The following is an 18810-nucleotide window of genomic DNA, read 5'->3' as shown; positions in this document are numbered from 1 at the left end:
CGCTCCTCAGAAGGGGGAAAACCAATCGAGCATGCGCGTGATCAGCCCGCGCCGCTGGCTGTTCCACAACGGGCCCTTGCCCCGCAGAATGATTTGGGCATTGGCCACCTGCGTCGAAAGAACCGTGTTGGCCGGCGTCACGTCGCGCGCGCGCACGATGCCCGAAACGTGTATCGTCGAATCCTCCCGGTTCATCGAAACCGTCTTGTCGCCCTCGATATGCAGATTGCCTGAATCGTCCACCCGCGTGACGAGGCAACTGATGCTCGTCGTCAACTGGGCGACGCGATCGGTCTGTCCGCGTGCCTTGAGTTCGTTCTTGGCCTGGATGTCCCAGTTGGGAAGCGCCTCTTTCGACACGATGCCGAGCCCGGTGTTGCTATGGTCCGTCAGAAACGTGTTCGAGGCGTCCATCGGCGCTTCCGACTGCACGGTGGATTCTTTCTTGGTGTTCGTGTTCGAGGTCGTCGAGGCGTTGATTTTTTCCTGGATGAGCACCGTGATCACGTCGCCCACCTCGAAACGGTTGTGTTTCGCGATAAGCGTCGTCTTTCTGACGTTCGACGCCTGGAAAAGAGAGTCCGCGAAGGCCGCCGCCGGAGCCAACGCCGCCAATGCCATGAAAACCATCACACGTCTTTTCATCGGATCACCACCACCCCGTCCGCGCGAACCACACCCTGGAACGGCTGTTTCGAGTTGAGATTTGTGCATGTGACGATCGAACCTATCGCGCCGTCCATGTCGGCCCGGGCTTCGGTCGTGACGGCCAGCCCGCCGGACTGCGTCTCGACCGTGACCAATTGATTGCGCTTCACGGCCATGCGCGGCAAAACCAGACGTTTGGTCAATGCCTGCCCGGCCGGCACCGACACCCGGGGAACCATGCCCGCGACTTCGGCGGGATCGAGAAAGGCGCCGTCGCGCAGCGTCGAGACCGCCCGCCGTTCAAGCGTCACATCGTTCAATTCAATCGGCCGGTCCGCGGCAAGGGCCGTCGCCGCGACCACAACGTCCGTGTAGGCCTCGACTTTTGCGCGGCACAGAATCGTCCGGCTCGGTTTTCCATCCACCGTGACCACGCCGCGAAACGCCGCGGGCCCCACATAACGATAATGCGGATCGGTCTGCCATTCGACAACGACTTCCCCCGGCGGAAGCACCAGATCCTGCGGCGGGCGGGCAATTTCGATTTCGGCCTCGGAGGCGGTCCACGGCATCTTCGACTCGATGAACCGGCGCAGATCCTCCGCTATCACGTCGCGGGTGATGCGTTCGCACGGACCCATGACACGGACCGCGGGCGCACCCATCATCTCGATGGATTCCGCGGCCCATCCCGCGCCGCGAATCCGCGTGGCGACGGCCGCGGCGGTCAGCCGCCGTTCGGCGCCCGCTTCCGGCGCCGGACCCAAGTCGAGCGCGGCAACCGCATCCGCGCCTTCTCCGGAAACCATGGCCACGTCGCCGATGGTAATCATCGGGTCCGCAACCGTCGCTTCGGACTTCATCGCGATGGAAAGGGCAAAAGACGAACAGGAAAGAAGAAACAAGCCAAAGAATAGGCTGAAGGATGAAAGCGGGCGGATGAAAGAAAACGGCGTCGGCTTCCGCATCGAAGCGATGATGAAGAAGCCCCGCATGTTTTCAACAACCGTCCGTTTCAGCGCCATTCGGCATTATCCTTGGATTTACCGTTTCACGTTGTTCGCGAGTTGGAGCATTTCGTCCGAGGTCTGGATGACCTTCGAGTTGGCTTCGTACGCCCGCTGAGCGATGATCATCTGGAGGATTTCCTCGACCACCTGCACGTTCGAATTCTCGACGAATCCCTGTTCGAGCAGGCCGATGCCGTCCAGGCCGGGCTGGCCGGTGGTGGGCGGACCCGAAGCCTGTGTTTCAAGCAGCAGGTTGCGTCCAAGCCGTGAATCCAATCCCGCCGGATTGGGAAATCGCGCCAGTTCGATGCGGCCCAGATTCGACGGGGCCGTCGAACCGGGTATCCGCGCGGACACCGTGCCGTCCGAACCGACGGTCAATTGCTCGTAATTGGTGGGAACCGTGATGCCCGGCGTCAATTGATAGCCGTCCGCCGTCATGATGATGCCTTCCTGGTTCAATTTGAAGGAACCGTCGCGCGTGTAGGCCGTCGTGCCGTCCGGCAGCAGGATCTGGAAAAAGCCGTTGCCTTCGATGACGAGATCGAGCGGATTGCCGGTCTGAATCATGTTCCCCGGCGTAAACAATTTCGCGATGGCCGACGGGCGCACGCCATGGCCGACCTGGATGCCTTCCGGAATGGTGGTGCCCGCCGCGGTTTCCGTGCCGGCGGGCTTGAGCGTTTCGTACAGCAGATCCTGGAAATTGACCCGGCTCTTCTTGAACCCGGTCGTGTTCACGTTCGCCAGATTGTTGGCGATCGTGTCAATGTTCATCTGCTGGCCGATCATGCCCGTGGCCGCCGTAAACAATGCGCGAATCATGACATCCTCCCCGTTATGCCGGCGCGCCGACCTGTTCGATCAGGCGCCCCATCGTTTCATCCGCCGTGGCGATTACCTTCTGGTTCGCCTCGTACACCCGCAAGGCCGAAATCATCGAAACCATTTCCTTCGGCATGTTGACGTTGGACAATTCAAGCGTTTTGGAATGGATGGTCGTGCCCGAGGCTTCCGACGAACGTCCCAGCGCCGCCTCGCTCGCGCGATAGAGATTGTGTCCCTGCCGTTCGAGCATGTGCGGATCTTCAAACTCGACTAGGCGCAGTTTTCCAACCGCCTGGCCGTCCACCTGGACGGTCCCATCGCCGGCAATCTGCACATCCGTTCCGTTGATGGCGATTGGCTGGCTGCCTTGGCCCATCACGGGAAAGCCGTCGGACGTGGCAAGTTGCTTGTTCACGTCAATCGTGAGCGCGCCGGCCCGCGTGAACCGCTCGCCCGAGGGCGTGCTCACCGCGAGGTATCCCGGCCCGCTCAACGCGATATTCAGCGGATCGTCCGTGGCTGTAAACGCGCCCGCGGCCGTGTCGGTGAACGTCTCGACCATTTGCGCGCCGCCTCCCGGGCCAATTTGCGAATCGAACCATGCCGGACGTTTGGCCGTGTTCGTTAGAATTTCGTAAAAACCCTTCTGGACGGGTTGCTGACGGCGAAAACCGGTCGTGGAGGCGTTGGCGATGTTGTTCGCGATGACGGCTTGACGTTCCTCGACCGCCACCATCCCAACCGCCGCCGTGTACAGGCTTTTCTGCACCTTCGGTCCTCCGTCGTCGTGCGCATTCCCGCCCCGTATGCAATCGCCTCACGGCGTTGTCTTCGGTGGCCCTGGGGCATGTTCCAGCGACGGACGCGAGACCGGCAATGGGAACCGCTCCCGCACCCCGGGCCAACCACTCACGGGGATAGACCTGAATGGGACAGGTCAACTGAAAACAGCAAGGCGGGTGCCAAAAGAAGTAATTGAAGCCTAAGTATTTGATATTCAGTATTTTACGAGTTTTGGATCGGCGTTTTCTGAAAGAAAGATGCAAGCAATTCCTGCCATGTCCGGCAGTTTTTGCAGCCGGACCGGCCCGATCCGACGGATCCGACAGTTCCGGCGGATCAATGACCGCGCTGGGCGGTTGTGCTCGGCAACGGGGTTGTGGACGCGCGCAATTCATACATGCGTGCGTGGATTTTTCGAGCGGCGGCGATCATTTCCGGATAAGGCGTGTCGGTCACGTCGAGGAATCCGATATTGTAATTTTCGCCGTCGAACCAGCGTCCGGTGACGGGTTCGTCCACGTACTGAAACCAGTGGCAGCCGACGAAAGCCGGACACCGCACGACGCTTTCGACATAGCGCATATAATGCGCGGCGCGGTCCTTTTGGTTTTCAGTCGCCACAAGGCCGGTGTGGAACATGCCCCGGTCGAGCGCGCCGAAATGGAACTCGCCGATGATCATCGGCTTGCCTAGGCCGTTTTCCCCGCACCAGCGTTCACACGGAATCGTCCGCTTGTACAAGTTGTAACTGACGACGTCCACGACGTCCGCGCAGGCCTTTACGGCGGCGTCCGGGGCGGTCGCGAAACGGCAGCCGAGATACAGGTGGTTGGGCGCATGGCGCTTGACTGCGGCGTTCACCACCTCGAAATAACGCCGCGCGAATCGGTACACCCATGCGTCGAGGTCGGCCCTGCATGCCTGGGTGGCCTTGTCCGGCGCGCGCAGCGAATCCCAATCCGCGGCATCCGTGCCCCATGCCTCGTTCAGCCGCGCAAGGCTGCCGTACTTTTCCTGCAATTGCCGCACCAGTTCCTGCCGGCAGGGCTGATCGGGCGGGCTGAGCAGCGCGCCATGGCGGATCGTCTCCCACGGCATCTCGTTGTCCACGAAATAACCGATGCACAGCGGGTTCGACCCGAAATGCCCCGCGACGGGCGCTATGGACTGTTCCGCGATTTGTTCAAACGCGGGATCGTACACGTCGCGCATGCGGCCCCAATACCCGCGCGCGCCTTCAATGAACCGGCATTCGCCGCCGATGCCGATGGAGGCGGTGAACGGCATCGGGCTGTTATCGAGCACATCGCCCTGCGACCAGTTCGCGATGGTGTTGAACCCCCATGACTGCAAGCGCGGATAAACGCTCTCGCGCCAGCGATCCGGCCATTCGTCCCCATACTTGCGAAACAGGTTCATGCGGTAAAAATTGAAGGTGCGGCCGCCGCCGCCGATGACTTCAGCCATGCTGTGCGCGCCGCTTACCTCTCCGTACATGGCCTTGAACCGTGGATCGTCAGCCGGGGGAAGGTCCGCAAACCATCCATCCCGGCCCGAGATGAAAGTCTGCTCCCATGTGCCGACGCAATCCATGCCGGCCGAGAAGAAAAGCCGGCCTTCGGGCGTGACGAGCCACCAGCGGCCGTCAACGTTCTCCGTTCGGAACCAGCCGGTCGCATCGAGTTGGGGACCGTCCGCCCACCCCCCGAACCGGTCGCGGCCCGGCAATCGCGGCGTCTTGGCGAGATCCTTTCGTTCCTTGGCGACGCGCCGGGCAAAATCGGTCTCGTCCTTCAGTTTGCCCGGCCATTCGGCATGGGCGTATTGGCCAAAGCGATCAATAAATGGGAACGCGATGAGATTCGCCAGCGAGGCCCCCTTGCCGAACAGGCGAATGGACTTAATAAACAGTGTGCGCGGCGCTTGCGGCTGCGGCAAAAAAACCTGGTACGCGACAACCCGCGACAAATCAAGCGCCGGGCCTTGCCCCACAGGGCCGCGCACCGGCAGGCCGCGCATCCCCCAAAAGCGCTGCGAATCGTGAGTACTGAAACGCACCCGCAGCGTGCCGGACGATCGTCCGGCGATGCTGGCACTGCCGGTGTTGCAATTGGTCAATCCGTCCCCGCCCTCGTTGTCCACCCGGATGCACACGTCCGCCGCATCCCGTCCGGGATTGTCCAGCTCGACCTCGATGCCGGCAAAGTCGCGCCAGTCCCACGCCGGCCCATCGGGCGGCGTGAAGAACACGTTCGGCCAGTCCACCGCCTCGAAATCAACCCGCAACACGCGGCGTCCGTCGCGCTTGACGATTTGCGCCGATGTGTTGTTCAACTTCATATTCGGCGGTAACGATCCGCCCGCGAAGTCCACCAGATTTTCCACGCCACCCCCCGGCGGGCTTCCCGCCGCAATCAACGCCATGGCCAACACGCCCCAGCATCCCGTCATCTGCCTGTTCTCCCCGATCGAGCCGCAGGCTCCTGAAAGGCCTGTCCGGGGACTTCGTGTATATTCGACAGCACACGATGCCCGGAGCATCTCTTTCGGAATCGCGGACGATCGCCCGGTTTTGGTCCGTTGAGCGATTTATGGAAAAGAGTGTACATTGCCGTCATGTCCATCGCAAGAAGTCGGCGTTGTTTTGCCAAATCAGGCGGGACAGCCTGTCCCGCGTGCCGTGGGCGCGCCTCAGTTGAAACTTGTAATCGGCCCAAAACAAATGTTTGACTGTTCCCATGCACTCTACGGATGCGCGTGGAAACTTCAGCGAGGACCCATGAAAGATTCTTCCATTTCGACATCGCCGATTTCCGGCGTCCAATCTTCAGCGCCCCTGACCATCGTGGTATTGGGCGCGTCGGGCGATTTGGCCCGGAAAAAAGTGCTTCCGGCACTGTTCGCGCTCTACTGCCAGGACCTCTTGCCCGAAACGTTTCACGTCATCGGCTTCGCGCGGAGGCCCATGACAGACGACGCTTTTCGAGCGCATGTCATGGAAAACCTGACCTGCCGTTACGTGCCCGATCATTCGTGCGGCGACTACATGGATCGCTTCCTGGCGCGGTGTTCGTATGTGGCCGGGGAATACGATTCCCGCGACGCCTATCTCGACTTGTACCAGGCGATGCGGCTCGTCGAGGGTTCGGCACAGGCGAACCGCATGTATTACATGGCCATTCCGCCCTTTCTTTTCCTCGGCGTGGCCAAGGCGCTGGGCGACGCGGGACTGGTTGAATGCGGACCGGCCCCGGCGTGGTCGCGGGCGGTCGTCGAAAAACCCTTCGGACGCGACCGGGAAAGCTCGGATCATCTCGTTGCGTGCATGGGGTCGGTTTTTTCGGAAGACCAGACGTTCCGCATTGATCATTACCTCGGCAAGGAACTCGTCCAGAACCTGCTGGTGCTGCGGTTCGCCAACCGGGTCTTTGATCCAATCTGGAACCGACAGCATGTCGCCTCGGTGCATATTTCCTGGAAAGAGGATATCGGCACGGGCGGGCGCGCCGGCTATTTCGACGAGTACGGCATCATCCGCGACGTGGTCCAGAACCATCTGATGCAAATTCTGGCGCTGACCGCCATGGAGCCGCCCAAAAGCCTCGACGCGCAGGATGTTCGCAACGAAAAGGTCCGTGTGCTCGAATCCATTGCCCCGGTAACGCGCGATCGCCTGGTCTTGGGGCAATATGTTTCGGGTCGTTACCAGGAACTAGAACATCCCGCCTATGCGGATGAGCCAGGCGTTTCGGCGGGTTCAATCACCCCGACCTATGCCGCCGCGGTGTTGCACGTCGCCAACGATCGCTGGCAGGACGTGCCGTTTTATATCGTGGCGGGCAAGGGACTGAACGAGCGCGCCACCGAAATACGGCTGCGTTTCAAGCCGGCCGTTTCCGTCGGGCTTCAGAAGGACGGGGATTCCCTGCCTCCGAACGAACTGATTATCCGCATCCAGCCCGACGAATCCATCCGGCTTTCCATCACGAACAAGGCGCCGGGATTCGACATGCGGCTCGTGCCCCGCGAACTCGATCTGCGCTATCAATCCGCGTTCGACGTCAAGATTCCCGACGCATACGAATGCCTGTTGCTCGATGTCATCCGAGGGGACCGCAGCCTGTTCGTGCGTTGGGACGAATTGGCCGCGGCATGGGATATTTTCACCCCCGTCCTGCATGAAGTGGAGGCGGCGCGGATCAGTCCCGAACCGTATCCTTTCGGCAGCCAAGGCCCCGAATCGGCGCACGCCTTGGCGCGGCGATTCCATTTGGAATGAAGGGACCATGGCCATGGAAGTCCGCACATTCGCCGATGAGAACTCGTTTGTCGCATCGGTCGGCGCCTTGATTGCCGGTGAACTGGCGAGCGAATCGGCAACACCGCGCGCCGTCATGCTTTCCGGCGGCCGTACCCCCTTGGCCGCCTACAAGGCATTGGCGCAAAAGCCCGCGCCGGCGGCGAAGAACGCATGGGCCCTGTTCAGCGACGAACGGATGGTTCCGCCGGATTCCCCGGAAAGCAATTTCGGAAACGCGGCAGGCCTGTTGTCGGCCATGGACATCAGGGAGGAACACATCCTGCGCGTGCGGACGGATCTGCCGCCCGCCATGGCCGCCGAACGTTATCACAACGACTTGGCCGCCTTTTTCTCTGTCGGCGGGCGGATAACGCTTGGATTGCTCGGCATCGGCGCCGACGGGCATACCGCGTCGCTGTTCTCGCTGGCCGATGTGGAACGGGGCGCAGACCGCTGGGCGATTCCCGTTGCGCGAACCGACGGCCCGGATCGCGTCTCCGTAACGGCCGCGTTGATTCGGCGGATCGATCGCATCGTTTTCCTGGTGTCGGGCCGCGACAAGGCTCCCGTTGTTGCGTGCATGTTGAACGATCCGGGCCGCATCCCCGCCGGAAAAGCCGTCGAGGGCCTTTCCCGCGTGGAATTGTGGCGGATTTGACGGACAGGGAGGCGTACCGGTAGCATACCCGCCAGGACTGCGGCGTTGGATTGGAAAACACGGGGATGGTCTTGTCCATTCAGGGCATCCGGGAAAGGAATCGCGCATGACAAATGTAAAGGGCACCCAAACGGAAAAGAATCTGCTGGCGGCCTTCGCGGGGGAATCCCAGGCGGCCATGCGGTACAGTTTCTTTGCCAAGAAGGCCAAAAAAGAAGGTTTCGAGCAGATTTCCGCCGTGTTTGCACGAACCGTCGAGGAGGAACGCGCCCACGCCAGCGCTTTCTACAAGCAAATGGCGGGCGGCGAGCTGGAAATTCGGGCCTCGTTCGCGGCGGGCGGAAACGGAACGACCGCCCAAAACCTCCGGGCGGCCGCGGAAGGCGAACATGAGGAATGGACGCGCATGTATCCGGCCTATGCCGACACCGCCCGCAAGGAAGGATTTTCGGAAATCGCCGCGATATTCGAGGCGACGGCAACCGTCGAAAAACATCACGAGAATCTTTACCGCCGCCTGCTTGAAACGATCGAAAATGGAACGGTGTTCAAACGCCCGGAACCGGTGGTTTGGCGCTGTCGCAACTGCGGCTATCTGCATGAAGGAACCGAAGCGCCGGACGTATGCGTCGCCTGCGGCCATCCACAGGCCTATTTTGAAGTCCATGCCGGCCTGGTCTAAGCAAGCGCATGGATGCGTTCCGGCGCGTTCATGGAATATTTGAACCGGAAACAGGGTTTACACGGCAAACAACCGTTATGGGCGGAAATGCGCCGCCGGGAGGAGAACATGGCGAAACGACTGCAAGTTTTCGAGTGTGAAGTGTGTGGACACATAGTCATGGTTTACGCCGAAGGAGGCGGAACGCTGACCTGTTGCGGCCAGCCGATGACGGCGGTGATCGAAAATACGAGGGACGCCGCCAAGGAAAAGCATGTGCCCGTTATCGAACAGGATGCCGCGGGCTGCAAGGTGAAGGTCGGCGCCGTGGCGCATCCCATGGAAGAAAAACATTACATCGAATGGATCGAACTGCTGGCGGGCGACGAGATATACACCCGTTTTCTCAAGCCGGGCGAGGCGCCCGAAGCGACTTTCCCGAATGTGACGGCGCCGTCGGCGGCGCGGGCGTACTGCAACCTGCACGGTTACTGGAAAGGGTGATTCCATGATAAGCAAAAAGATGGTTGACGCAATCAACGATCAAATCAACGCCGAATTGTATTCGTCGTATCTCTATCTTGCGATGGCCGCCTATTTTGACTCGATCAATCTCAAAGGTTTCGAGAACTGGATGCGGGTTCAGGCGCAGGAAGAGGATTTTCACGCAAAAAAATTCTTCGATTACCTGTTGAGCCGGCAGGGCCGCGTTCAACTCAAGGCCATCGCCGCGCCCCCGGCCACATGGAAATCGCCATTGGACGCCTTCCAGGCCACCTATAAACACGAAACGGAAGTGAGCGCTCGGATCAACAAACTGGCCACGTTGGCCGCGAAGGAAAACGATCACGCCACGAGCGTCCTCCTGCACTGGTTCATCAACGAACAAGTGGAAGAAGAGGCGAGCGCGGATGCGCTGGTCCAGAAACTCAAGCTTATCGGAAGCAATTCGGGCGCGCTGTTCCTGGTGGATCAGGAACTGGCCGCCCGCGTGTTCACGCCGCCCGTGGCGGGAGAGGCGTAATGGGCCTTTTCTTCGACGCAAAGGACATTTTCGAAATCGCCATCGAAATCGAACGGAACGGCGCGGTCTTTTACCGCAACGCCGCCGCCGTCATGAGCGACGAGGTCACAAAACGCGAACTGCTGGAACTGGCCGCTATGGAGGACCAGCACGAACACACCTTCGCGGCCCTGATGGCCCGCGTCGTCGGCAACGCACCGGACGCGGAATGGTTCAACGCGGACAGCGACGCGGCCCAGTATCTCCAGCATTTCGCGTCGGGCCAGATATTCGACATGCGCGCGGCGGTTCCGCCGGCGCTGGCCCCGAATGTTTCGATGCGGGACGTGTTGGCCTTTGCGATTCAACGCGAACGCGAATCGGTGGTGTTTTACACCGGACTGAAAGACGCCGTGCCGGATGCGGCGGACAAATTGCGGATCGAAACCATCATCCGCGAGGAAATGGGTCATATTACATTGCTGGGACGCAAACTGGCGGTGTTTGCGCAAAAGGCATAACGGGATGCACGGCGACCGTGCGAAGCGGACGCCACGACAAGGAGAATGCAATGAGCAGTCTGATTTTCAACGCCAACGAAGCATTTGAAATCGCGAAGCGCATCGAGCGCAACGGCGTCGCGTATTATCGCAGGGCCGCGGAATTGATCGGCGATCCCGCCGGCAAGAAACTCATGAACGACCTCGCCGAAATGGAGGTGGTGCACGAGCAGGTATTCGCCCACATGCAACAAAAACTCAGCGGCGACGAACTCGCCGAGACCCCCCTGGATCCCCACAACGACGCCTACGAATTCCTGAAGGGCATGGCCGACAAGTGCGTGTTCGACCCGAAGGAGGATCCCCTGGAGGTGCTCAAGGACGGCACAGACGCCAAGACCATCCTCAATGCCGCTATTCAGCGCGAAAAAGACTCGATCATTTTTTATGAGGGCATCAAGATCATGGTGCCGCAGAAATTCGGCGGCGCCCGGCTCGACGAAATCATCGCCCAGGAAATGGGCCATGTGATTATTCTGACGCGCCATCTCGACCAGATCGCGTCGTAACAACCCCAACAAAACGGCAACGACTGCCAAAGACCGGAGACACAACATGGAAACTCTCGTTACCAAGCCCGCGCCGGATTTCACGGCCACCGCCGTAATGCCGGACAATTCCTTCAACGACGCCTTTTCGCTTTCCTCGCTCAGGGGCAAATACGTGGTGTTGTTTTTCTATCCGCTGGACTTCACGTTCGTGTGTCCGTCGGAGATCATCGCGTTCGACAAGCGCCTGGCCGATTTCAAGGCGAAAAACTGCGAAGTCGTGGGCGTGTCCGTGGATTCGCATTTCTCGCATTGGGCATGGCGCAACACCCCCGTCGAAAAGGGCGGCATCGGAAAGGTCCAATTCCCGATGGTGTCCGATCTGAACAAAAGCATCTCCCGCAACTACGGCGTGCTGATCAACGAGGCCATCTCGCTGCGCGGCCTGTTCCTGATAGACAAGGAAGGCATTGTGCGCCATCAACTGGTCAACGATCTGCCGCTGGGACGCAGCGTGGACGAGGCGTTGCGCCTGTTGTCGGCCCTTCAGCATTACGAGAAGCACGGCGACGTATGCCCGGCCAATTGGAAAGAAGGCGAGGAGGCCATGAAACCGTCCGCGGAAGGCGTGGCGGCCTACTTGGCCAAACACGGGAAATAACCGGCGGACGTTCATCATGGGCCATTCCGCGGACGCCGTCCGCATAACGGATGATGTGTATTGGGTCGGTGCGATTGATCGCGATCTGCGCGATTTCCACGGTTATTCCACCGAACGGGGAACGACGTACAACGCGTTTCTGATCCGGGCCGACAAAATCACGCTGGTGGACACCGTGCGCGCGCCCTTTTTCGACGAAATGATGGCGCGCATCGCCTCGGTGGTCGATCCGTCGCGCATTGATTTCATCGTGTCGAATCATTCGGAGTTGGATCATACCGGCTGCCTGCCGAGGACCGTCGCGTGTGTCCGCCCGGAAAAGATCTTCGCCTCCGCAAACGGCCTGAAGGCCTTGGCCGCCCATTTCCACACGGATCTCGGCGCAACGGCCGTGGCCGACGGCGAAACCGTGTCGCTGGGCAATCGCACGCTGGCGTTTTATGAAACGCGCATGCTGCACTGGCCCGACAGCATGTTTTGTCACCTGCCGGAAGAGGAACTGCTTTTTTCGCAGGACGGGTTCGGCATGCACTTGGCGTCGGACGAGCGTTTCGCGGACGAAATAGACCCGGCTGTCTTGCACGAAGAAACGGCGAAATATTACGCGAACATCCTGCTGCCGTTTTCCCCGATGGTCAAGATGGCCCTCGAAAAAACCGCCGGACTCCGCATCGGCGCGATCCTTCCCGATCACGGGCCCCTCTGGCGGAAAAATCCCGAGCGCGTCATCGAATGGTACGGCGCGTGGGCGGCGCAGAAGCCCGCGGCCAAGGCGCTTATTGTGTACGATACGATGTGGTACAGCACCGAGGCGATGGCCGGCGCCGTGGCGGACGGCCTGCGGGCCGAAGGCGTCGAGGCGGTCCTGTGCCGCGCGAGCGCCTGCCACCGCAGCAACATCGCGACGGAATACTTGGAGTGCGGCGCGCTCGTGGTGGGCACACCGACCCTGAACGCCTGCATGTTTCCCGCGTTGGCCGACGTGCTGAGTTATCTCAAGGGTTTGAAACGCAAGAATCTGACGGGCGCCGTGTTCGGCTCATACGGATGGAACGGCGAGGGCGTGGCCCAGGCCAAAGAGGCCCTGGCCGCCATGAAGATCCCGCTGGCCGCCGAACCGGTTTCAGTTCAGTATGTGCCGGACGAGTCGGCGCTCGAACGTTGTCGCGCGTTGGGACACGAGCTGGCGCGCAAGTTGAAAGAAAGCCTCTAGCAAGGTAGTCTTGAGGCGCCCAAGACGGCCCAGCCGCACTATCTCAATCAAGAGTTCCGGCGGGAATCCGCGCAAAGAGAAGGAGCGTTATGCATTTGGATCCGGTGTTGCTCTCTCGAATCCAGTTCGCCATGACGGTGGGATTTCATTTCATTTTCCCCCCGCTCAGCATCGGGCTGGCCTACTTCCTCGTGCTCGTCGAATGGCGGGCATGGCGGCGAAACGATCCGGTCTACGAGCGGATGGGCCGCTTTTTTGCGAAATTTTTGGCCCTGACGTTCGCGATGGGCGTCGCGACCGGCATCACGATGGAGTTCCAGTTCGGCACGAACTGGGCGCAATACGCCCGGTTCGTGGGCGACATCTTCGGCGCCCCGCTGGCCGCCGAGGCCGTCTTCTCCTTCTTCTTGGAGTCCACGTTCCTTGGATTGTACCTGTTCGGACGCGGGCGTGTTTCCAAGGGCGCGCATTGGTTTTCCATTCTGATGGTCGCCGTGGGCGCCACCTTGTCGGCGTTCTGGATTCTCGTGGCCAATTCGTGGCAGCAGACCCCCGCCGGCTATGTCTTCAATTCAGAAACGGGCCGGGCCGAATTGACGAGTTTCGCCGCCGCGGTGTTCAACCGCTCGATGCCCATTCGATTCCTGCACACAATGGATGCCGCCGTGATATGCGGCGCGTTTCTCGTCGCGGGCATCTCCGCCTACCTCCTGCTGAAAGACAAGACAAATGAAGTGGCGCGGCGCGCGTTGCGCATCGCGGTCGTCGCCGGTTTCATTGCGTCCGTGCTCGAGCTCTTCCCGTTCGGTCACGAGCATGCCCGGCAAATCGCCCATCAGCAACCCGCCAAACTCGCCGCATTCGAGGGCCTCTTCGAGACCGGTCCCAACGCCCCGCTGACCCTGATCGGCATTCCCACCGAAACCGGCCTCATCGGAGCGGTCCGCGCGCCCAGCCTGTTGAGCCTGCTCGTCGGCATGCGTCCGGATTACGTCGTCAAGGGCCTGAACGATTTCCCGCCCGATGAACGCCCGCCGGTCTTTCTGCCGTTCATGGGATTTCATGCCATGGTCGGACTCGGTTCGTTGTTCATCGCCCTCACGGCGTACGGTTTGTTCCAACTTTGGCGCGGCCGCCTGTGGGAAGACAAACTGTATCTATGGGGGTTGATCATGGCGATTCCCCTACCGGTGATCGCCTGCCAGGCCGGCTGGATTGTGGCGGAAGTCGGGCGGCAGCCCTGGATTGTTTACGGATTGCTCAAAACCGCCGACGCCGTCTCGCCGCGATTGACCGGCGGCGAAGTGCTGTTTTCCATCATCCTGTTCGGAGCGGTGTATGCGCTGCTCTTCGCATTGTATCTTTATCTGTGCGTGACCACGGCGCGGCGCGGACCCGAAACCGCCGCCGGCAAGGAGGCCGCATGATGTTGGACCTCAACACGATTTGGTTTCTGCTCGTCGGCGTGCTTATCGTCGGCTACGCCATACTCGACGGATTCGATCTCGGCGCGGGCGTCATTTCCCTGTTTCTGCGCGATCCAAGGGAGAAGCGCCTCTGCATGAAGGCCATCGCCCCCGTTTGGGACGGCAACGAGGTCTGGCTGCTCACGGCGGGCGGCGCCTTGTTCGCGGCGTTCCCGCCGGTATATGCGGCCGTGTTCAGCGGATTCTATATCGCATTCGTCCTGCTGCTCGTCGCATTGATCTTTCGGGCGGTTTCGCTTGAATTTTACGGCAAGGTGGATTCCGTCCGATGGCATTATGCATGGGGCTGGGCCTTTGGGCTGGGCAGCCTGGTCGCCGCGATCCTGTTCGGCGTGGCGTTCGGCAACATTCTGCGCGGACTCCCCATTGATTCCAAGGGCGAATTCACCGGAACTTTCCTTGGCCTGCTCAATCCCTATGCGTTGTCGGTGGGCGTTCTGGGACTTGCCATGTTCATCATGCACGGCGGCGCATACCTTGCGCTCAAGACCGACGGCGAACTACGCGAGCGCATGCACTCATGGGCCATGGGCGGCTGGGCCGCTTTGGCCGTGCTCTACATACCGGTCACCTTCTTCACGTTGACGACCTCCCCCTTCCTTTTCGAGAAACTCAGCCAAAACATGCTGTTTTATCTTGCGCTGATTCCACTGCTCGTGTCCATCCCGTGCGTTCCGGCCGCCCTGACCGGACGGCGCTATGGCCGCGCCTTCGTGGCCAGCGCCGCAACGATTGCCTCGATGATCGCCATGGCCGGCATCAGCCTCTACCCCATGCTCGTGCCGTCGCGACTCTATCCGTCCTTCAGCCTGACCATTTACAACGCATCGTCCACACCGTTGACCCTGAAGGTCATGTTCATCATTGCCGCCGTCGGCGTGCCCGTCATGCTCGTCTACACGGCCTATGTTTACCGGGTGTTTCGGGGAACCGTGCGGCATTCGGACGAGGGATATTGAACGATCCTTCCACCCGCAATACCGGGACGGGAACCCTTCGGGTTCAAGGAGACGCGCAATGCGATCGTTGTCATTTTTTTGCGATGGCGGCGTTGTGTCCGAACGATCAACAGAATTCGATTGGCCAAGCGCAACGGACGAATTGCTCCCCCCGGCCAACGGGAGGTATTGTCGGTTCTTGGCGAATTGTTCGGTGAATGACGCATGAATTTTTCGACTGCATAAAAGGGGGGATCGGACAACCGTTGTATACGAACGCTCTTTTTTCACGACGAGAATTTCTCAGGGCGATGGGTTTGATGTCGGCAAGCATGGTTGCCAATGGAGAGACGATGACTACATCCGAAGAACCCCGGCCCCATACGGCGCCGGACGAGGACCTGCTCAAGCGGTTGCGCACGCCGCACAAATTTCCGGAACTGGTGTTGAAGGCGTCGTACGCCAAAGGCGAATTCGATTCGCTCGCGACGGATTGCCCGTTCATCTTCCGCCACAAACGGCGTTACTACATGACGTATATCGGCTTCGACGGCATTGGCTATCGCACCGGCCTGGCGTCGTCCACCGATCTGCTGCGCTGGGAAAAGGAAGGGCTGATTCTCGACCGCGGGCCCGCGGGTTCCACGACGGAATTCAACGCCGCGCTGACGTGGATCGTTCGCGACAACGATTTGTTCGGCGAGGGCCGGCTGAAAACCTTCGAAGACCGCTACCTCGGAACCTACCACGCCTACCCGCAGGCCGGATACGAGACCGGTCCGGCGGCCATCGGCCTGTGCTGGAGCGCCGATTTCCGCAAGTGGCGCGTGAAGGACCCCTGTCTGCGCGCGTCGGATTCAGACGCGGGCGCATGGGAACGCGGCGGCCTCTACAAATCGTGCCTGGTCGAGCACGAGGGTGTGTTTTATCTCTTTTACAACGCCAAGACCGCGGATTCGCCGTGGATCGAGCAGATCGGCCTCGCCACTTCGAGGGATCTCAAGACATGGACACGACACGCGGGCAACCCGTTGATTCCGGTGGGTCCGAAAGGCGCTTTCGACGACGTATTCTGCAGTGATCCATGCGTGTTGCGGTGCGGGGATACCTGGGTCATGTTCTACTACACCCTGTCGAGCGACGGGCGCGCGCGCGACACCGTAGCCTTTTCCGAAGATCTGGTTCACTGGCGCAAGTCGAACGAGATTCTGGTTGACGTGGGCCGACCTGGCAGCATTGACGCAACCTATGCCCACAAACCCGCCGTCTTTTCCGTGGACGGCAGACTCCACCACTTCTATTGCGCCGTCTCGCCCGCCAAGGAAAAGACCATCGGAAACGTCGAGATTCACGAAATCCGCGGCATCGCGCTGGCCGTGCCCTGAAGACCCGTTGCTTGTCAGGACGCCGAAAAGTCACCCGGCAATCCGGAAACCGTACGTGGTGTTGGCCACAGGTTAGGCGGCGGCGACGGTTTCATGCTACACTCCCCCTGCGAAACCGGCAGTCGGTCGAGTGTTGAAGTGTGTTTTGAAATGGAGGTTGGCACGCAATGGGACTTCTGGACGGCAAAGTGGCGATTGTAACGGGAGCGGGCGGCGGATTGGGACGTTGCCATGCATTGGCGCTGGCGGCCGAAGGCGCGAAGGTCGTCGTGAACGATCTCGGCGGCGCGCGCGACGGCACGGGCGCCGACACGCGAATGGCCCAGCAGGTGGTGGATGAGATTCGCGCCGCGGGCGGCGAGGCGGCTCCCAATTACGACAGCGTGGCGACGCTTGAGGGCGCGGCGGGAATTGTGAAGACAGCCCTGGACGCTTTCGGGCGCGTGGATATCGTGGTCAACAATGCGGGCATTTTGCGCGACAAATCGCTTCTCAAAATGGAAGAGGCGATGTGGGACGCGGTTATTGCGGTGCATTTGAAAGGCACTTTTGCGGTCACGCAGGCCGCAGCGCGCAAGATGGTCGAGCAGGGCCAAGGCGGGCGAATCATCAACACAAGTTCCATTGCGGGACTCATCGGCAATTTCGGCCAGTCGAACTATGGCGCGGCCAAAGCCGGCATTGCGGGATTCACGCGCGTCGCCGCCATCGAATTCGCGAAACACAACATCACGGTCAACGCCATCGTGCCGCTGGCCAAGACCCGAATGACCGCGGACATTGCCGCCGTACCGGATGATCTGACCCCCGAAAAGATCAGTCCGCTCGTCGTCTTTCTGGCATCGGAATTGTCCAGCGGACTGACCGGACGCCTATTCGGTGCGCAAGGCGGCCACTATTGCGAATTCCGGTATCAGATCACCGACGGGGCCGACGCGGCCGGGGCCTTGTGGTCGCCCCAGGAAATCGCCGCGCGTATCCAGGAAATCATGAAGTAACGCCACGCAAGGGGGCGGAATTCCACAGCGTCTCCGCCCTATCCCTGAAATTTCTTGATCTTGTCCACAAAGCGGCGATAAAGCGGATAGGCTTTCTCGTCGCTTTCGTTTTCAAATTCCTGCATGAGTTCGCGCTGGCGCCGGGTGAGACGCGTGGGAACCTCGACGACGATCCGAACGAGTTGATCCCCGTGGCGATAGCCGCGCAAGTCGGGCATACCCAGTCCGCGCAGCCGCAGTATCGCGCCGGACTGCGTTCCGGCGGGCACTTTCAATTCGGCTTCTCCGCTGAGCGTGGGCACGCGAATCGTCGCGCCAAGGACCGCCTTCGGAAAACTGACGGGGACCTCGCACAGGATATCCGATCCTTCGCGCACGAAGAGTTCATCCTGTTGGACTTCGATATAGATGTGCAAATCGCCGCGCGGTCCGCCGTTTTCACCCGGTTCACCCTCGCCCGCGACACGCAGGCGCAGGCCGGTGTCAACTCCCGCCGGAATATCAACGGCAATCTCCCGCTGGATACGCGTCCGGCCCTCCCCGCCGCAACGGTGGCAGGGTTTTGAAACCGTCCGCCCCGTCCCGCGACAGCGTCCGCAGGTCTGCGTCACGCTGAAGAATCCGCGGGCGATATGGGTCTGCCCCGACCCTTGGCAGGCCGGGCAGACTTCGGGGCGCGACCCAGCCGCCGCGCCGGATCCCGCGCATTCGTTGCATGTCTCCATCCGGCCAAAGCGGATCGTCTTTTTCACGCCGGCCGCGGCCTCGCGCAAGGTAATCGAAACCTTGTATTCGAGATCGTTGCCGGCCCGCGGACCGCGTTGGCGGCGGCCGCCGCCGCCCGATCGCCCAAAGAACATGTCGAAGACATCTTCAAAGGCGTTTTCAAACCCTTGGCCCGCGCCGCCGAACCCTCCGAATCCGCCGCTGAACGGTCCGCCCGCGCCGCCGAACGGATCGCCGGCATGGCCGAACCGGTCATACTGCTTGCGTTTCTCCGGATTCTTGAGAATGTCGTAAGAGGCGTTGATCTCCTTCAACTTTTCCTCTGCGGCCTTGTCGCCGCCGGTCTTGTCCGGATGGTATTTGTGCGCAAGTTTGAGGTACGCCTTGCGGATTTCCTCGTCCGAGGCTCCCCGCGAGACGCCCAGCACTTCATACGGATCGCGTTCAGGCATCTGTGCTCCCA

General features: G+C 60.7%; 19 protein-coding genes. 13 read left to right on the top strand and 6 right to left on the bottom strand.

The window, feature by feature from the left end; translation table 11 throughout:
- Positions 1–6: 6 nt before the first annotated feature.
- The 5 genes from P5540_06970 to P5540_06950 form a co-directional block, all read right to left on the bottom strand.
- Positions 7–645, bottom strand: a complete 639-nt coding sequence (locus P5540_06970) for a flagellar basal body L-ring protein FlgH (protein ID HRT64556.1) — start codon at positions 643–645, stop codon at positions 7–9.
- The gene (flgA, locus tag P5540_06965) at positions 642–1673 is read right to left on the bottom strand and encodes a flagellar basal body P-ring formation chaperone FlgA (GenBank protein ID HRT64555.1); all 1032 of its coding nucleotides are present in this window, start codon (positions 1671–1673) and stop codon (positions 642–644) included. The genes P5540_06970 and flgA overlap by 4 nt, the downstream gene beginning before the upstream one ends.
- Positions 1674–1691: 18 nt before the next feature.
- Positions 1692–2483, bottom strand: a complete 792-nt coding sequence (flgG, locus tag P5540_06960; protein ID HRT64554.1) for a flagellar basal-body rod protein FlgG — start codon at positions 2481–2483, stop codon at positions 1692–1694.
- Between the two features lie 13 nt (positions 2484–2496).
- Positions 2497–3255 carry a flagellar hook-basal body protein gene (locus P5540_06955; protein ID HRT64553.1) on the bottom strand — a complete coding sequence of 253 codons (759 nt, stop codon included), beginning with the start codon at positions 3253–3255 and terminating at the stop codon, positions 2497–2499.
- Between the two features lie 350 nt (positions 3256–3605).
- Positions 3606–5720 (bottom strand): beta-galactosidase, encoded by a 2115-nt coding sequence (locus tag P5540_06950; GenBank protein HRT64552.1) that lies wholly within the window; start codon positions 5718–5720, stop codon positions 3606–3608.
- A 328-nt stretch (positions 5721–6048) separates the two neighbouring features.
- On the opposite strand from P5540_06950, the gene zwf reads away from it, so the two are divergent.
- The 13 genes from zwf (at position 6049) to P5540_06885 (ending at position 17621) form a co-directional block, all read left to right on the top strand.
- Entirely contained in the window at positions 6049–7548 is a 1500-nt protein-coding gene (gene zwf / locus P5540_06945) for a glucose-6-phosphate dehydrogenase (GenBank protein ID HRT64551.1), read from the top strand.
- Between the two features lie 7 nt (positions 7549–7555).
- Positions 7556–8227 carry a 6-phosphogluconolactonase gene (locus P5540_06940; protein HRT64550.1) on the top strand — a complete coding sequence of 224 codons (672 nt, stop codon included), beginning with the start codon at positions 7556–7558 and terminating at the stop codon, positions 8225–8227.
- Positions 8228–8333: 106 nt separating this feature from the next.
- A complete protein-coding gene (locus P5540_06935) occupies positions 8334–8909 on the top strand; it encodes a rubrerythrin family protein (protein HRT64549.1) in 576 nt (191 codons plus the stop codon).
- A 108-nt stretch (positions 8910–9017) separates the two neighbouring features.
- Positions 9018–9392 (top strand): desulfoferrodoxin, encoded by a 375-nt coding sequence (locus P5540_06930; protein HRT64548.1) that lies wholly within the window; start codon positions 9018–9020, stop codon positions 9390–9392.
- A 4-nt stretch (positions 9393–9396) separates the two neighbouring features.
- Positions 9397–9912: a ferritin gene (locus tag P5540_06925; protein HRT64547.1), complete on the top strand. Its 516-nt coding sequence runs from the start codon at positions 9397–9399 to the stop codon at positions 9910–9912.
- The gene (locus P5540_06920) at positions 9912–10412 is read left to right on the top strand and encodes a ferritin family protein (GenBank protein ID HRT64546.1); all 501 of its coding nucleotides are present in this window, start codon (positions 9912–9914) and stop codon (positions 10410–10412) included. Before P5540_06925 ends, P5540_06920 begins: the two co-directional genes overlap by 1 nt.
- A 50-nt stretch (positions 10413–10462) precedes the next feature.
- Entirely contained in the window at positions 10463–10960 is a 498-nt protein-coding gene (locus P5540_06915) for a ferritin family protein (protein HRT64545.1), read from the top strand.
- 46 nt (positions 10961–11006) lie between these two features.
- Complete coding sequence (locus P5540_06910; GenBank protein HRT64544.1) at positions 11007–11600, top strand: peroxiredoxin; 594 nt, start codon at positions 11007–11009, stop codon at positions 11598–11600.
- A 16-nt stretch (positions 11601–11616) separates the two neighbouring features.
- Positions 11617–12813, top strand: a complete 1197-nt coding sequence (locus tag P5540_06905) for an FprA family A-type flavoprotein (GenBank protein HRT64543.1) — start codon at positions 11617–11619, stop codon at positions 12811–12813.
- Between the two features lie 89 nt (positions 12814–12902).
- Positions 12903–14240 carry a cytochrome ubiquinol oxidase subunit I gene (locus P5540_06900; GenBank protein HRT64542.1) on the top strand — a complete coding sequence of 446 codons (1338 nt, stop codon included), beginning with the start codon at positions 12903–12905 and terminating at the stop codon, positions 14238–14240.
- Between the two features lie 2 nt (positions 14241–14242).
- A complete protein-coding gene (gene cydB / locus P5540_06895; protein ID HRT64541.1) occupies positions 14243–15259 on the top strand; it encodes a cytochrome d ubiquinol oxidase subunit II in 1017 nt (338 codons plus the stop codon).
- A 332-nt stretch (positions 15260–15591) separates the two neighbouring features.
- Positions 15592–16623, top strand: coding sequence for a hypothetical protein (locus P5540_06890; GenBank protein ID HRT64540.1), 1032 nt, complete (start codon positions 15592–15594; stop codon positions 16621–16623).
- Positions 16624–16790: 167 nt separating this feature from the next.
- Positions 16791–17621: an SDR family NAD(P)-dependent oxidoreductase gene (locus tag P5540_06885; GenBank protein ID HRT64539.1), complete on the top strand. Its 831-nt coding sequence runs from the start codon at positions 16791–16793 to the stop codon at positions 17619–17621.
- 38 nt (positions 17622–17659) lie between these two features.
- Here the strand turns inward: P5540_06885 and dnaJ are convergent, their stop codons facing one another.
- Entirely contained in the window at positions 17660–18799 is a 1140-nt protein-coding gene (gene dnaJ, locus P5540_06880; protein ID HRT64538.1) for a molecular chaperone DnaJ, read from the bottom strand.
- Between the last annotated feature and the right edge of the window lie 11 nt (positions 18800–18810).

This window comes from Candidatus Hydrogenedentota bacterium (assembly GCA_035450225.1).
Classification (GTDB): Bacteria; Hydrogenedentota; Hydrogenedentia; order Hydrogenedentales; family SLHB01; genus DSVR01.
This window is presented reverse-complemented; position numbering and strand designations above follow the sequence as displayed.

Coding starts and splice junctions, on each gene's coding strand:
- P5540_06970 (HRT64556.1), bottom strand. CDS start 645: ATGAAAAGACGTGTGATGGTTTTCATGGCATTGGCGGCGTTGGCTCCG.
- flgA (HRT64555.1), bottom strand. CDS start 1,673: ATGGCGCTGAAACGGACGGTTGTTGAAAACATGCGGGGCTTCTTCATC.
- flgG (HRT64554.1), bottom strand. CDS start 2,483: ATGATTCGCGCATTGTTTACGGCGGCCACGGGCATGATCGGCCAGCAG.
- P5540_06950 (HRT64552.1), bottom strand. CDS start 5,720: ATGACGGGATGCTGGGGCGTGTTGGCCATGGCGTTGATTGCGGCGGGA.
- zwf (HRT64551.1), top strand. CDS start 6,049: ATGAAAGATTCTTCCATTTCGACATCGCCGATTTCCGGCGTCCAATCT.
- P5540_06940 (HRT64550.1), top strand. CDS start 7,556: ATGGCCATGGAAGTCCGCACATTCGCCGATGAGAACTCGTTTGTCGCA.
- P5540_06935 (HRT64549.1), top strand. CDS start 8,334: ATGACAAATGTAAAGGGCACCCAAACGGAAAAGAATCTGCTGGCGGCC.
- P5540_06930 (HRT64548.1), top strand. CDS start 9,018: ATGGCGAAACGACTGCAAGTTTTCGAGTGTGAAGTGTGTGGACACATA.
- P5540_06925 (HRT64547.1), top strand. CDS start 9,397: ATGATAAGCAAAAAGATGGTTGACGCAATCAACGATCAAATCAACGCC.
- P5540_06920 (HRT64546.1), top strand. CDS start 9,912: ATGGGCCTTTTCTTCGACGCAAAGGACATTTTCGAAATCGCCATCGAA.
- P5540_06915 (HRT64545.1), top strand. CDS start 10,463: ATGAGCAGTCTGATTTTCAACGCCAACGAAGCATTTGAAATCGCGAAG.
- P5540_06910 (HRT64544.1), top strand. CDS start 11,007: ATGGAAACTCTCGTTACCAAGCCCGCGCCGGATTTCACGGCCACCGCC.
- P5540_06905 (HRT64543.1), top strand. CDS start 11,617: ATGGGCCATTCCGCGGACGCCGTCCGCATAACGGATGATGTGTATTGG.
- P5540_06900 (HRT64542.1), top strand. CDS start 12,903: ATGCATTTGGATCCGGTGTTGCTCTCTCGAATCCAGTTCGCCATGACG.
- P5540_06890 (HRT64540.1), top strand. CDS start 15,592: ATGACTACATCCGAAGAACCCCGGCCCCATACGGCGCCGGACGAGGAC.
- P5540_06885 (HRT64539.1), top strand. CDS start 16,791: ATGGGACTTCTGGACGGCAAAGTGGCGATTGTAACGGGAGCGGGCGGC.
- dnaJ (HRT64538.1), bottom strand. CDS start 18,799: ATGCCTGAACGCGATCCGTATGAAGTGCTGGGCGTCTCGCGGGGAGCC.